Source organism: Vibrio cincinnatiensis DSM 19608 (assembly GCF_900167345.1).
Classification (GTDB): Bacteria; Pseudomonadota; Gammaproteobacteria; order Enterobacterales; family Vibrionaceae; genus Vibrio; species Vibrio cincinnatiensis.
This window is the reverse complement of record NZ_FUXB01000008.1, coordinates 136,909-151,117: the sequence shown is the minus strand read 5'-3', so window position 1 is coordinate 151,117 and position 14,209 is coordinate 136,909. Positions and strand designations below refer to the sequence as shown.

Genomic DNA, 14,209 nt, shown 5'->3' with positions numbered 1-14,209 from the left:
CTAAACGACAGAGCGTTGCTACCCAATCATAGGCTTAAAACGACATGCACAACTCACCATGCAAACAGGTCACTATCCGTTGGACAGAGAATGAAGTTCCCCACATCACCGCTAATAATTATGAAAGTCTTGGCTTTGGATACGGTTATGTCCATGCCCGAGACCGTTTATGTGAAGTCTCAGGGCAAGCCATTACCCTACGTGGTGAGCGTTCTAAGCACTATGGAGCCGAACAATTCTCCACCATTGGATTTTTGAAAACGACCAATCTGAACTCTGATTTAATGTTCCGCCTAAGGCTGCCTAAACCGTGGGTAGCGAATGAGCTGAATAAGTTGAGCAAAAATACCCGAGCATATATCCGTGGGTATGTCGCTGGCCTTAACCACTATGTCAGCCAGATGACAGAAGAAGAGAGCGCAACAATAAGCCCTGAGGAAGTGCTTGTGTATTTTGAAGAAGAGGATGTGGTTCGTGCTGCAATGCGTTTTGGCATTATGAAAGAGCTGGTCGAAATCGGCCCATACCTCGTTTCTTCTGCCACTCAATGGCGCGAAACCCCACCCCACCATGCTGATGATTCGCCTCATGCGAAGCCCATCGAAGTGGAAGGGGGTTTTGGTAGTAATGCTTGGGCTTATGGTGGTGATGTGGTCGAGGGGAAACACGCCATTTTACTTGGTAATCCACATTCAGCATGGAAACGAACACCACACCAGCAACGCATTTATATGCATCAATACCATTTAACCATTCCGGGAGAGTTGGATGTGGCAGGAACCTCGTTTCTTGGCTTTCCTTTTCCCATGACGGGATACAATAGCCATGTTGCTTGGAGCATTTTAGATGCCGCCACCGTGACCCCTTTTGTGTTACAAAAGATGGAGATCAACAGAGTCCAAGATTCATGGCGCTACCGAATGGACGATCAAGAGAAAGCGCTCTCCCTAAAGTCGATTGTCATCGAGGTTCTTGAAGATTCGGGGCAGGTTGCACCACGCTGTTATGAATTTCTTGAATCCGAATGGGGGCCGCTCTATTTCCTTCCCCAACGTCCCGGAAGACCAGAAGGGTGGTATGCCATTACCAACCCCGGTGAGCACAATGCCAAAGGGCTTGATCAATTTTTAGCGGCGGCCCATGCCACTTCAACCCGAGAATTTGTTACGGCAATTGAGCATCATCGTGGCATTTTATGCCAACTGATTGTAGCTGATAAGGCGGGTGATATCGCTTATGTCATCGCGGGTAATGTACCGCCCATCTCAGACCAAGAGCTGGAGCAATACCATGTGGATGATGATTCTGCCGCCTTTAACGTCCTTGATGGAACACGTTCTTGTGCATCATTACGCGATACTAACGGCCACCCATTAATGGCACCGACATCATTTTACCCAACTATTCTCTCGCGTGGCATCATCCATAACACCAACAATAGCTACAAATTTACCGAGTATGGAAAAACTCAGCCGGACTATCCTTCCGTTTTTGGTCAGCACAAAGAAAATTATCAAATAGGTAAACCGATTGCCGCGAAATTGCACTATGATCCTCGGCTAATCATGTCGGCTCAGCGCATGAAAGAACTGCTAACAGAAGGCCAAATTACGGCTGAAAAGGTGTTACCCGTGATCTTTGACAATCGTAATTATGCGGCTGAAACCTTTCTTGATGATCTCCTGATGTTAGAAAATGTTCATTCATCACAAGTCGTGCAACGTGCTTGTCAAGTATTACGTCGCTGGGACCGTAAAAACAATTCACAAAGTAAAGGGGCTTTGTTATTCCATCAATTTTGGAATCGAATCGTTCAGAAAAAACTTCTCCGAGTCCCGAGTAATGGCGATCCCGAACTCGGCTCTCAACTCGATATGAGCCCGAAGCATATCCCTATCATCTTACAAGCCTTAGAAGAGACCGTTTGTGAACTGGATTGTTTAGGTTTTGAGTTGGATAAAGCGTGGGGAGAGGTCCTATACCAAACGACGGGGGGCGTACAGATTCCTATGCATGGTGGATCTTATCAAGAAGGGTTACTCAATGGAGAAATGCCTGCCCCCCTTTGTGAAACAGGGTTCCCTTATATTCTCTTTGGCAGCGCTTACATTCAACTCGTCACATGGCAAGAAGGGGAGCTTGTCGTTCATGCTCTACTTAGCCATGGACAACGTGATGGAGTCGAGTCCTTAGGACGAACCGCTCAGTTAACTTTATTTGCCAATAAACAGCTCTATCGCATCCCCTATTCAAAACAAGATCTAGACATGGCTGATGTCATTGACACTTTAACCTTGTCGAGAAGCTCAATGGATAACCCAGAAATAGCAACGCCATCGATAAGATTAACTTAATGCTAAGCAGCGAGGCTGAGTTGCGCTAAAGTCACCACAGCCTCTTCGTTCCATTGATAATCAACCCGAAAAATTCGCCCATCACCGATATATTTTTTCGCAGTATGAGTAAGCTGCAACAGTAAATAACTCGCCGGTTCATTCCAAAAAATCAGGCGTGAGTCTTGAAAATCAAGATATCGGCGTACCCTTGGATACAGCGCTTTGAAGAGGCTTTCTTTGGCCGAAAATAGGGTGGTGATACGCTGAGTTGTACTGAGCGACAGCGAATCCAAAATGGCGGCTTCCTGCGGATCTGCAATGGCTGTTTGAATCAGAGACAATGAATGGGCGTCGATCCAACTTTCCACATCCGCTCCAAGCAGTAATGTCCCATTATCGACATATTGCGCCACCGCCAACGCGAGGTTTTCGTTGTGCGAAATCGACCCCACCACCCCTTCTGGCCACTGTGGAGCGCGATGTTTACCCACACTCAACATCTGTGGCGTAACGCCCGCCGCTTGCAATGCATCACACGCAGCAACTCGACCTGCCATAAATTCCGCCTGACGTTTCGTTACCGCACTCAGCAAGTCGTCTGGCTGTGTTAGCGAATAAGGCAGCGGTTGTTGAGGTGAATAGCGCGCAACATCAAACGGGCGCAGATGCAGCGTATACCCTCCCAATTCGATCTGCATTGCCGAGTGGAGAAAAATGTCATTCATGTCGTTCTCGACCCAAAGGAATCACTAACGGCGTATGGCTAACCGGATCATCAATAATCACACTTTCCAAGCCAAACACTTCCCGAACCAATTCCGCACTGATCAGTTCACTGGGGTTACCTTCAGCAATAATTCTTCCGTGTGCCATCGCAATCATGTGGTCCGCATAACGACAGGCTTGATTGAGATCGTGTAGCACCGCAATCAAGGTGTGGCCACTGTTACGATTGAGATCACGAAACAGCTCTAACAGCTCAATCTGATGGGCGATATCAAGATAGGTGGTCGGTTCATCGAGCAGTAGCAGAGGCGTTTGCTGGGCTAATACCATTGCAATCCATACCCGCTGACGCTGTCCACCCGATAATTCATCCACCTGTCGTTCTGCCAGCGTTTCAACCCCTGTCACCTGCATGGCATCACACACCGCCCTTTCATCCTCCAAGCTCCACTGTCGAAACAACTGCTGATGTGGATAGCGCCCACGAGCAACGAGATCCAGCACACGAATTCCATCTGGTGCAATTGCACTTTGTGGGAGAAGCCCTAACTGACGAGCCAACGCTTTGGTAGGAAACTGGTGAATATCATGACCATCAAGGCAAACCTGACCCGCTTGAGGTTTAATCAAACGACATAAGGTGCGAAGTAAAGTCGACTTACCACAACCATTCGGGCCGACAATCACGGTGAATTGATGATCAGGGATACAGACATCAATATCATCAAACACCGTATAATTTTCATAGCCAAGACGTAAATGGCTACCCTGTAAACGCGCATTCTGCTCAATACTCATTGCTTTTCCTCCTCAAGATTGAGCCTCTGATTGCCTGATTGTGGCTGAGCAAACTGTTCCAACATACTCTGAGTGGCGTGTGTTAGCATTTTGACTTGAGCATCCCCATACCGATCACTGCGATAACTCATCAAGACTCGGATACGATCTTCGCCACCGACACGCTCTTCCATGACCTCAAACTGCAAGCCCAACGCCGACTCACTCTTCTCTGGGTCAACCTGCTCAAATCTAACCATAGTCTGATCTCCGACTAGCTCTCCATGCAGCTTGTTTTTCGCATGCAGTTGGATCATCACTTCAAATAGGTGCTGTTTACGGTTTTGTTCACCCAGTAAGGCATCTTCTACCCAATCAATAGGCACATCGGAGTAATTGAGCGATTCATTAATGGTGTTTTTCACCTGTGCAATCAGTTCCGCCACCGAGTGTGCCCGATCAAAGTGCACCACATGCATTGCCAAGGTCGTAAAATAGCCTACCGTGTCAAAAAAATTGGCATCAATACGTCCTGACATTGGTGTCCCGACAATCAGTTTACTTGGAGCACCCAACTGTTTCAGTGCCAGCGAAATTGCGGCATAGACCACATTAAACAGTGAAGCACCTTGCTCACGAGCCAACTGATACAATCCTTGTACCACTTCTGTACTGAGTTTAAATTCTACCCAGCCACCGGCATCCGAGGGTTCAGAATTCGGTTGATTTTGCAACTCAGGCAGCAGCGGGGCATGGAGAGGAACCCCCTCAAACTGAGCTAACCAATACGCTAAGTGGGATTCATCCCGTCCGCTGTCATGCTGCCGAGCGGCGTATTCACTGAACGCCAATGGTTGGCTCTGCCATTTCGGCACATAACCTTTCGCCCGAGCCTGATACGCCTCGCGCAAATCATCCATCAGCAAGTTCACCGACCATTCATCCAGTACGACATGGTGGAACAAGAAAGATAAGTACTGCATACCCGAGGTTTGCTCTCGTACAAAACGGAGTCGAACAGGCAGTTCAGCACTTAAGTCAAAGACGTGCGAAGCCTCTTGATTGAGTACTGCCTGACAATCAACCTGACCCGCTTCATCAGAGCGCCAAAACCAGCGATAGCCACTGAGTTCTTTTTCTGGCACCACGGACTGTGTTACCGTTCCCCCCTCCATCACAAAAAGCGTCCGCAGTGCAGAATGACGGTGCATGACATCTTCAAAAGCTTGTCTGAATATCTCCTCATCAACACGATCTAAAAAACGCAGCGCAAATGGAATATTAAACAGTTCGTTGTAACCAAATGCAGCATAAGCTTTCCACAGTGACGCCTGTGCAAAAGAGAGCGGTACGTTTGTGCGTATGGGTGGAGCCCCCTCATTTTTTATCGGTTGAACGAGTGAATGGCTCAGCGCAACCGCATGATTAGCCAAGCCCCAAGCCGTTGGCTGGCTGAATAGGTCGTTGATATGCACTTCAATTTTATGTTCGCTTTTTAGCTTGCCGATCACACGGGTAGCAATCAGAGAATGCCCACCAAAATCGAAAAAATTGTCATGAACAGAAAACTCAGGCACATTAAGTGCCTGACCAAATGCCTCAGCTATCCGCTGAGCGATGTGCTCACGCTCATTCACTTGACGATCTATTGGGTGTGTCATCCGTACCAATGATGGCGTGGTGGATTCAGGACGAATATCCTGCACTAGAGAATCAATAAATTGCTCAAGCAACCAGCTACCAATATACGGTGAAAGACGTTCACCCGTGGTCAGTTCAAGTAGTAAGCTGTTGTCACAGCTTATTCCTAGAGCCAGAATCAGGTCAAAGTCACTGTGCAAAGGAGCAAGACGCAGCGTTTCTGCTGGCATTTTCTCCGCACGCAAATGTATCGCAGGATCGATACTCCAAGTGACCAAGCTACTCAACGCTTCAGCATGAGGGAGCGATAATGTTCTAGGCTCCGCCATTTGCCACTGCTTCTCGACTTCATCCAGCAGTTCACGACGGCATTGATGGTGAGTATTAAGAGTAAAACACTGTAAGCCACTTTGCACAACGCGGCCGTTCAATTCATGATGACGTTGCATTACCTTCTTAGGAGCAAAAATCGTTTGCACCGTCTCTCCGCTCAGTTGAGCAATGAACTGGGCAAACGCGGTGATGGCCCCACGCAACATCACGCCATGTTCAAGGCTGGCCTGTCTACTTTGATGTTTTGTCAGTTGTTCGAAGGCTTTTACAGGCAAAGAGGTTCGCACTGTCTCTGCATGACGCTGAATGGTTTTCAGCCGTTCACTACCCAGTAATTCGATATGGCGACTCACTCCCTCACGGGTGGCAAGCCATTGATAGGCGGTTTTGAGTGGCTCTTGGCATGAATAGAGCGGATGCGCGAGTGGCCACACCACTTCGTTGGGCTGCGTCCATGCCTGAACGTTGTGTTCACCATGATAAAAACGGCTCAGTAAACGAAACACCGTCTGCCAATTCAAACTTTGATCTAAAATGCGATGGTGACGTATCGCCAGTATTGGCTCCTCGTCCAATAATAAGCGAAATTCCATGGGTGCTTGTGAAGATAAGTTGATGCGCTCATGTTGCCAATTCAGCAGGTACTGAATCGCTTCATCCCGACCACCGAATGGTATCAATTCGACTCTCTGCCTCTTAGATGTCTTTTGCTTAATCAGTTCAAAATCTTCCGTGAGCTGGTAGCGGCTATCGAGCATAGGCAATGATTGAATAACCCGCTCTAATGACTCTAGCAGCAGAGAGAGATTGATATCGCAACTAAAACGAAAAGCGCTCAACCGCTGGTGCGAGCAATCATCACACTGCTGATGATGTAGCCATACCTGTTGCTCAAAATCGCTAATCAGGTGTACCGATGCCTCTGTTTCAACGTCATACCGCTCAGTGACAAAGTTTGCTTCGCTCATGAATCATTCCTTATGGTTGAGCCTTGAACACAAAACGGTTCAGGCGGGTTAATAAGAGAAGAAGACTGCAAAGCACTGTCAACCAATGCAATCCAGCAATTTAACGTTGGCTGAGATGCCAAGGGTAGATACCCAATGTAGACCCCACACTGTGCGCTGAAACATTCACTAAGACGTAAGATAAGCAAAGAGTGAAGACCGAGTTGATAAAGGTTCGTATCAAAAGAAAGAGAATGAGACGACAGCTTCAGCGCTTGAGTCACTTCGCTGATTACCAATTGTTTTGCATCAACCATTAGAGCACTCCATGGATTTTAGCCCGTCTCTTCTTATGAGCCACAATGAAGCAGACGGCCTTCAAGAGAAAAAGTACAGGAGCCCGATTTATCGGGCCCCATAGGACATCAGAAGTCCAACTGCAAAGAGACACCCACTAAACGTGGCTGTTGCGTCACCGCTGTATATACATCATTGTCGGTAATCATGGTTGGTTGAGTTGAGTTGAATAGGTTGGTTGCAAACAGCGTTGCACGGCCCATGCTGAAGTTGTAGGCCAACTGTACGTTGGTGATCCAATCTGCATCAATCTTACCCATCTCATCGTTGTCATAGTATGAGTAATAAGTGTCGGTATAGTTGACCGTAGTACTGAACACAAAGTTGTTAAAGAAGGTATAATCCGCACCAAAGTTCATGCTATAGGATGGCGCGCGCGGCAGTTCATTACCTTCATACTCGCTATCACTAAATTTATTGATCTTGGTTTCTAACAAACCTAATCCGGCTGATAGTTGAAGATCCGGCCTCGGTAACCAACGAGAGCTAAATTCCGCACCATATGTCCGAGCCTTTTCTGCATTAATAATTTTGGTCGTCCGCGCACTGATATAGAACGGCAGTTGCAAATCCTCATAATCGTTGTAGAAGAAGTTTGATGTCAGCTCAACTTTGCCATCGAATAAACGGTGACGAGTATACATTTCGTAGCTCCAAACATACTCCTCGTCATAAGTGTATGCCGTGTAGGGAGTATCGAAGGTCATGCCTGCTCCCCCTGCGTTATACCCCTTGGCAACCATCACACCGACCGTATGATCGCGGTTAAGTTTCCATGCAACATCCGCTTTAGGCAGAAAGACGTTGTAGGTTTCATCAAAGTCAACCTCAACCGTTGAACTGCCGCCTTTACGGGTACGATGCTCCCTTTCAAGTCGCCCAGCTAGCGTTAGATCCACCATGGGTAACACCGCATACGTCACTTCTGCAAAGGCAGAGCTGGTTTTTGTCTTGTCATCAAACGTACTACCACCGAAAAGGTAGACATATTCATCTTGTGAAGAATAGTAATAACGAAGACCAGCCAAACCACGCCATTTATCATCATTCGTCGCAAAATGTACCACTGGCTCTATGTGAAATTCCTCACCATCGATATTGGCATAAGGCAAAGTGGTGGCCGTGCGACGGTCAATAGTAAAATCGGTATAGGCAATTTGGTTCTCAAAGCGCACATTACCCGCCGTTTGATACTCTAAGTCCCAGACGCCGCTGGTGTTTTTAGTTTCAAACACAGGGCGACGCTCATCATAACGAGCACTCTGGTGCTCAGCAGAAGGAATCAGAGCTTCATTTTGTGGCGCTTTGCTGTCGAAATGGTTCACAGTCAGCATGGTAGAGAGCCCCGGTAATGCCGAGGGTTCATACAACAACTTGCCACGTGCGGTAATGGTTTCAATATCACGAGGATCGCCAACCGGATCGTAAGATGGCATATCAACAAAGCTTTCTCTAGTCTGCCTATCTATCGACAGACGAAACGCAAGTTCATTTTCAATGATTGGGCCGGACACAACGGCAGCGGTTTGTGAATACCCCTGCTCACCATAAGAACCACGAACCGAGCTTTCCCAATGATAAGTAGGATCTTTCGATTGTAAAACGACCGCGCCAGCCATCGCATTACGCCCCTGAATATAGCTCTGTGGGCCACGATAAACTTCCACTTGTTTCAGGTCCCAAAGAGATTGTGGACCAAAGGCCAATTCGTTGTAAGTCAGTGATCGACCATCCAGTGACACGTTCAAACGTGGACGAGTCCCGTTGAGGAAGGCGTTTGCGCCTCGTGCAGCACCCGAACCATCAATACCACGAATCGCTGGTACATCGTTCCCGACCCCCACATCGACAATATTGGGTGTGCTTTGTAGGAGATCCGTTACATTGGTCGCATTGGGCATAGAATCTATTTTGCCCTCATCAAACACCGTTACACTCGCACTGGTTTCTTGCATTGAACGCGTCGTTTTTTCTCCATACACCGTAATGGTCGACATCGAAACCGCAGAGGTACTGGCTCCCTCTTCTGCTTCCGCCATCGCCAATGGAGCATGGCATAAAGCCATCACTATACTCGACAAAATACAAGCCTTAGCCTTTGGGGCTGTCGATAGCTTGTTTTGTCGAATTCGAGGGGATCCTGTCATTTTTTTCTCCTTTCATCAGTATAAACGTCATACGCTCACGTTGAGTTTGCTAGGCAGAGCTAACCCACTGCATGCCAAAACAGCAAATCGACGACATGAATGAATCGGTTTGGTTACATTACAAATAGTATTGATGAACCACTTTAGAACTGAGAGGTTCAAATGTAAAGAGTTATCATTTACATTTAGTAATGATTTTCATTTGCTGCAATTAGGAGAGGGGGAGGAAATCCAAGCATATTCGTCGAGCATAAAAGGAAATGGGCATAACGTTTCGTAGCGTCGTAGCGCTTTTTCACAAACGCGGTGTACGAGTCAGCAGCCAAAGAAGATAAAAACCGCCCACAATACCTGTCATGCGGCCAATCGGCAGCGTCAGATTAAGCGGTTGCAGTTGGGTGATCAGATCCGCTACCACCATCAACAAAGCGCCCATCACCGCGCAACCATACACAGGTAACTGTGAGGCTCGTAACAGGCGGCTGATCAGTTGCGGAGCAGCCAAAGCAATAAATGCAATGGGCCCAGCAGAACCGGTCGCAATAGCGGCCAGAACCACGGCCATCAATAACATGACAAGACGGATATGCTCGACCTGAATCCCTAACTGAATGGCTAAATCGTCCCCCATTTCTATCATTGCCAATGGCTTAGCCAACAACATCACAACGGGAACCAGTAGCAGCGTTCCGACCATCACGGGAATCGCATGTAGCCATGTACGAGCGTGTAACGACCCTGCCAACCATAGATTGGCAGTAACTGCATTATCGATATTGCCTTTTACTAACATCAACCCATTGAGCGCGCTCAATACAGAGCCAATACCTATCCCGGTGAGGATCAAACGATAACCGCCAACCACACCCGCTTTGCGTGAGAGCAGGTACACCGCAACGGCAGTCACCATACCGCCAACAATCGCCGCCAACGCGACCTGCACCGGCCCTTGTTCAAACAACACGATTTGTGCAATCGCTCCGGTCGCAGCTCCGGTAGTAAAACCAATCACATCTGGCGAACCGAGCGCATTGCGTGATACAGACTGAAAAATTCCACCCGAGACGCCCAGTGCCGCGCCGACAAACACCGCAGTCACAATGCGCGGCAAGCGAATATTCCAAACAATACGTTCTTGAACCGAACTACCCTGTCCGAGAATAACCTGCCATAAGTCCGGCATCGAGATGGTGTAGCGTCCTATTGTCAATGCATACGCCGCCAGCAGCACGACCAATAGTGTTAACAGCAATAACCAACGTATAGAAACCACAGAATAGCGCACGGATAATTCGCCTCGGCGCCAGACTTGATAAACCGGTTGAGAAAAACGACTCATAACTGTGCTATCTTCCATTTGCGAACCAGAACCACAAAGAATGGCCCACCAATTAACGCGATCATGATACCGACACTGATTTCATCCGGATAACCGATCACGCGGCCAAGAATATCGGCGATGACCGTCAATAACGACGCAATCAACATCGAATACGGCAGCAGCCAGCGATGATCTGGACCGACCCAAAAACGCGCTAAATGCGGTGCTGTCAACCCCACAAAACTGAGTGGCCCAGCGGCAGAGGTTGCCGCTCCCGATAGCACCACAATCACGCTGGATGCCAATAACCAGATTCGCTGAGGATTAACCCCCAAAGCTTCACCCAAATCTTGCCCCAAAGAAACGGTATTGAGCGCTTGGCGAAGCGCCATGGAAAGTGCGAGCCCCACGGCCACCAGCAATGAAACGGGCCACAGTACATCGTATCCTCGCCCTTGCAGTGAGCCGACCGCCCAATGGCGAAACTGATTAAACACTTCCTGATCGCTATTGACAGTAATGATGTGAGTTAAAGCGAGCAAGACCACGGATAAAGCCGAACCCGCCAGTACCACTCGCACAGGATTAATGCCGCGGCGCAGCCCTGCTAGCAGATACACCGCGCCCCCCGCCATGGTGGCCCCCACCAAACCAAACCACATATAACCAAACACATCGGTAATACCAAACAGTGCAATCGCACTGACAATCGCAACGGTTGCCCCAGCGTTAACGCCAAGAATGCCCGGGTCGGCCAACGGATTTCGCGTCAGCGCCTGCATCATAGCGCCCGCCACACCCAGTGCACCGCCAACCACCATAGCCAGAAGAGTGCGTGGAATTCTAAGATAGTGCACCAATAGGTGTTCACTACTGCTAGGATCAAATGCCGTAATGGCCTGCCAGGTCACCGATGGTGCAACAAAACGTGTACCAATAAATACACTTAGGCAAGCACAACTGAGTAACAAAAAGAGCAACCCTACAATGCCCCATCTCTTACTCTGGTTTTGTCTAACCACCACCCTATGCTCAACCATTAATCTTGTCATTGTGTCGTCTTAGTTCCCAAAACGAGCCCGAATTTCATCGATCACTTCGTGAGCACTGAAATAATCAATCCGAAACGAATTAGCCCCAAGTCCATAGACCTGATTGGCTTTGACTGACGGTAAATTCGCCAGCACAGGGTCATGTAAAAATGGGGGCACTTGGGCATCAGTCGCGTTCAGTAAAAACGTGGTCGAAGCGGTCATTTCTATGAGGTGTTCATAGTGTGAGCGTACAAAATCATTCAACTGACCGGATCCTGTCTGCCAAGCAGGATTCGGCTCTTCAACATCAAACCCCAATGATTTAAGTAACATTCCATGTGAACCATTCTCTGTAGCAATCGGATTCGTCACACCGGGGCCATGGTAGCTAATGATGTTCACCTGTCCTTTAGGCAGAGTAAGCGTCGAACGAGTCTTGTCAATGAAATCATCAAACTGGCTAATTTTAGCCGCAACTTTCTGTTCAATACCCGCAACTTCACCGATTTTTTCTGCTAGTTGCTGCCAGTTCTGACCGCCGTAATCGAGCACCACCGTCGGGGCAACTTGGCGCAACACCGCCAACTGCCCCAATGCTGAGTCAGCACCACTGAGCGATACAATAATCAAATCCGGTTCATAAGCGTAAACCATCTCAAGATCCACACTGCCTGCTGGCCAAAGAGGCTCTACCCCTTTTTTCTCTGCCACCGCTTGCCACTGGGCAAAATAGTGGCCATTGCTGGTGGTGGCACTCGCCACTACCGGGGCATCCACGGCAAGTAGCGTCCCTGTGATAGACACCGACGTAGAAAGAATACGTTTTGCAGGTGCCATCAACGTTGTCGTCGAACCATCGGCATTATGAAATACCCGAGGCCAATCCTGTGCCTGAGTGGGGTAACTCATCAGCAAGGTGATGAATACTAATGTTTTAATCGCATTAAAGATCATTAAGTTCCTTATGGTATGAAACCAAGCGGCATAAACCTCTTACGTCTGATTGTGTCAAATTCTGATATTTATGCAAATGATAATGATTGCCATTAGCAAAAATAAAGCTAAACTTGTTTCGCTGTGACCTCTTGCTTCGATGTCGAACTCGCCTGAAACAAGAGACGTCACAACAATAGCACTTGAATCGGTACTTGCTTTGTTGCTACCACCTCTCTTATCACAGTTATAATTCAAGGTTTTTACATGTCAGTTAATGGGTTAACTCTACGTTGGATGCCGCTTACTCTGCCCCAGCTCGATTTTTGGGAAGAGTTTTCACTTCATCCCGATGATCCTCTTTCTACCGTCGCACACTTTATCGAGCTCAAAGGAACCATCAATGAAATCGCGCTATGTAAGGCCATAACACAAACCGCCAAAGAAACAGATGTACTCGCCCTGCGGTTTAAACTGAATGAGGATGGGAAAACGCCACTTCAGGCTCATGATCCAAACCGCATCCCTCAAGTTGAAGTGAAAGATTTACGCCGCTACGACAAGCCTTTCGAGCAAGCCAAAAAATGGATGGAAGACGATGTTAATGCGCGCTTAAATTTACTCCACGATCCACTCTCCGTTCAGTGGTTACTGAAACTCAGTGATGATCACTATCTATGGTACATTCGAGCACATCACATCATTATGGATGGCTTTGGTATGACGTTGTTTGAACAACGCTGCGCTACGCTCTATCAACACTATGTTGAACGAACCGAACTCGGTAAACCTTTCAACGCCTTTGCGGATTTTCTGAGTGAAGAACAACGCTATCAATCAAGCCAACGCTGCCAGCAAGATAAAATATTCTGGCAAGAATACCTTACTCATTCAACCCAGCTCACCATCCTCAATAAAGAAGAGGACAGTGAGGGTGAAACCCTCCATGCTGCACATGAATTAACCGCTACGATGAGTGACCATATCCGTCGACTTGCACAGAACGTTGGCATCGGATGGCCTGATTTGCTGGTGACCTTATCTGGCCTTTACTTGCACCGCTATCTTGCTAAAACATATATGGGTGCTCACAATACCATGCCACTTTGGATTCCATTTATGAGCCGCTGGGGTAGTATTGGGGCCTATATGCCAGCACTGCTGGTTAATATTTTGCCGTTATTTCTCGAGGTAGATACTCACATCACGTTACGAGAATATCTGACCCAAACCAGCACAACATTACGCCAGCTCTACACGCATGGACGTTATCGTGTCGAGCAGATAGCCCGCGATCAAGGCGTAACAGAAAATAGCCGCTACTTCTTCTCGCCTTTTGTCAATGTGTTACCCTTTGATCCGCCAAAATTCATGGGTTGTCAGGTAAAACACCACGTCATCACCAGCGGTCCTGCGGACGGTTTTAACCTCACTTTTCGAGGGCAGACGAATGCGGATGGCTTGGTACTCAGCTTAGATGCAGATTCACAAACGCATCCAGCAGAAGAATTTGAACAACATAGACAACGTGTGATGATCTTTATGAATTCAGTACTGGATGAAGGCGCTCTCGATCTGCCAATCGCAAAACTCTACCACACGATTGAACACCTTTAACCACACCATTAAAGAAACGATGTGCTACACCTTCTAACAA

Annotated in this window: 10 protein-coding genes; 2 read left to right on the top strand and 8 right to left on the bottom strand. The window is 47.9% G+C overall.

Annotated elements, in window-relative coordinates; genetic code table 11:
* Positions 1-44: 44 nt before the first annotated feature.
* Positions 45-2,354 carry a penicillin acylase family protein gene (locus tag B5D54_RS09315; RefSeq protein ID WP_078926268.1) on the top strand — a complete coding sequence of 770 codons (2,310 nt, stop codon included), beginning with the start codon at positions 45-47 and terminating at the stop codon, positions 2,352-2,354.
* A 2-nt stretch (positions 2,355-2,356) separates the two neighbouring features.
* Here B5D54_RS09315 and B5D54_RS09310 read toward each other — a convergent pair whose 3' ends face one another.
* From B5D54_RS09310 to fepB, 8 genes are all read right to left on the bottom strand, one after another.
* On the bottom strand, positions 2,357-3,061 hold the full coding sequence (locus B5D54_RS09310) for a 4'-phosphopantetheinyl transferase family protein (protein WP_078926267.1): 705 nt from the start codon (positions 3,059-3,061) through the stop codon (positions 2,357-2,359).
* On the bottom strand, positions 3,054-3,860 hold the full coding sequence (locus B5D54_RS09305; protein WP_078926266.1) for an ABC transporter ATP-binding protein: 807 nt from the start codon (positions 3,858-3,860) through the stop codon (positions 3,054-3,056). Before B5D54_RS09305 ends, B5D54_RS09310 begins: the two co-directional genes overlap by 8 nt.
* On the bottom strand, positions 3,857-6,781 hold the full coding sequence (locus B5D54_RS09300) for a condensation domain-containing protein (protein WP_078926265.1): 2,925 nt from the start codon (positions 6,779-6,781) through the stop codon (positions 3,857-3,859). The genes B5D54_RS09305 and B5D54_RS09300 overlap by 4 nt, the downstream gene beginning before the upstream one ends.
* Positions 6,778-7,077 (bottom strand): acyl carrier protein, encoded by a 300-nt coding sequence (locus tag B5D54_RS09295; protein ID WP_078926264.1) that lies wholly within the window; start codon positions 7,075-7,077, stop codon positions 6,778-6,780. Before B5D54_RS09295 ends, B5D54_RS09300 begins: the two co-directional genes overlap by 4 nt.
* A 108-nt stretch (positions 7,078-7,185) precedes the next feature.
* The gene (locus B5D54_RS09290; RefSeq protein ID WP_242004477.1) at positions 7,186-9,264 is read right to left on the bottom strand and encodes a TonB-dependent receptor; all 2,079 of its coding nucleotides are present in this window, start codon (positions 9,262-9,264) and stop codon (positions 7,186-7,188) included.
* A gap of 295 nt (positions 9,265-9,559) precedes the next feature.
* On the bottom strand, positions 9,560-10,603 hold the full coding sequence (locus B5D54_RS09285) for a FecCD family ABC transporter permease (RefSeq protein WP_078926263.1): 1,044 nt from the start codon (positions 10,601-10,603) through the stop codon (positions 9,560-9,562).
* The gene (locus B5D54_RS09280) at positions 10,600-11,637 is read right to left on the bottom strand and encodes a FecCD family ABC transporter permease (RefSeq protein ID WP_078926262.1); all 1,038 of its coding nucleotides are present in this window, start codon (positions 11,635-11,637) and stop codon (positions 10,600-10,602) included. Before B5D54_RS09280 ends, B5D54_RS09285 begins: the two co-directional genes overlap by 4 nt.
* Positions 11,638-11,646: 9 nt before the next feature.
* Positions 11,647-12,573 (bottom strand): Fe2+-enterobactin ABC transporter substrate-binding protein, encoded by a 927-nt coding sequence (gene fepB / locus B5D54_RS09275; RefSeq protein WP_078926261.1) that lies wholly within the window; start codon positions 12,571-12,573, stop codon positions 11,647-11,649.
* Between the two features lie 246 nt (positions 12,574-12,819).
* Here fepB and B5D54_RS09270 point away from each other — a divergent pair, with 246 nt between their 5' ends.
* Positions 12,820-14,169: a condensation domain-containing protein gene (locus B5D54_RS09270; RefSeq protein WP_238843292.1), complete on the top strand. Its 1,350-nt coding sequence runs from the start codon at positions 12,820-12,822 to the stop codon at positions 14,167-14,169.
* The last annotated feature ends 40 nt before the right edge of the window (positions 14,170-14,209 follow it).

Excerpts from the sequence above, each read along its gene's own strand:
- B5D54_RS09315 (WP_078926268.1), top strand. The coding sequence starts at position 45 with ATGCACAACTCACCATGCAAACAGGTCACTATCCGTTGGACAGAGAAT.
- B5D54_RS09310 (WP_078926267.1), bottom strand. The coding sequence starts at position 3,061 with ATGAATGACATTTTTCTCCACTCGGCAATGCAGATCGAATTGGGAGGG.
- B5D54_RS09305 (WP_078926266.1), bottom strand. The coding sequence starts at position 3,860 with ATGAGTATTGAGCAGAATGCGCGTTTACAGGGTAGCCATTTACGTCTT.
- B5D54_RS09300 (WP_078926265.1), bottom strand. The coding sequence starts at position 6,781 with ATGAGCGAAGCAAACTTTGTCACTGAGCGGTATGACGTTGAAACAGAG.
- B5D54_RS09295 (WP_078926264.1), bottom strand. The coding sequence starts at position 7,077 with ATGGTTGATGCAAAACAATTGGTAATCAGCGAAGTGACTCAAGCGCTG.
- B5D54_RS09290 (WP_242004477.1), bottom strand. The coding sequence starts at position 9,264 with ATGACAGGATCCCCTCGAATTCGACAAAACAAGCTATCGACAGCCCCA.
- B5D54_RS09285 (WP_078926263.1), bottom strand. The coding sequence starts at position 10,603 with ATGAGTCGTTTTTCTCAACCGGTTTATCAAGTCTGGCGCCGAGGCGAA.
- B5D54_RS09280 (WP_078926262.1), bottom strand. The coding sequence starts at position 11,637 with ATGACAAGATTAATGGTTGAGCATAGGGTGGTGGTTAGACAAAACCAG.
- fepB (WP_078926261.1), bottom strand. The coding sequence starts at position 12,573 with ATGATCTTTAATGCGATTAAAACATTAGTATTCATCACCTTGCTGATG.
- B5D54_RS09270 (WP_238843292.1), top strand. The coding sequence starts at position 12,820 with ATGTCAGTTAATGGGTTAACTCTACGTTGGATGCCGCTTACTCTGCCC.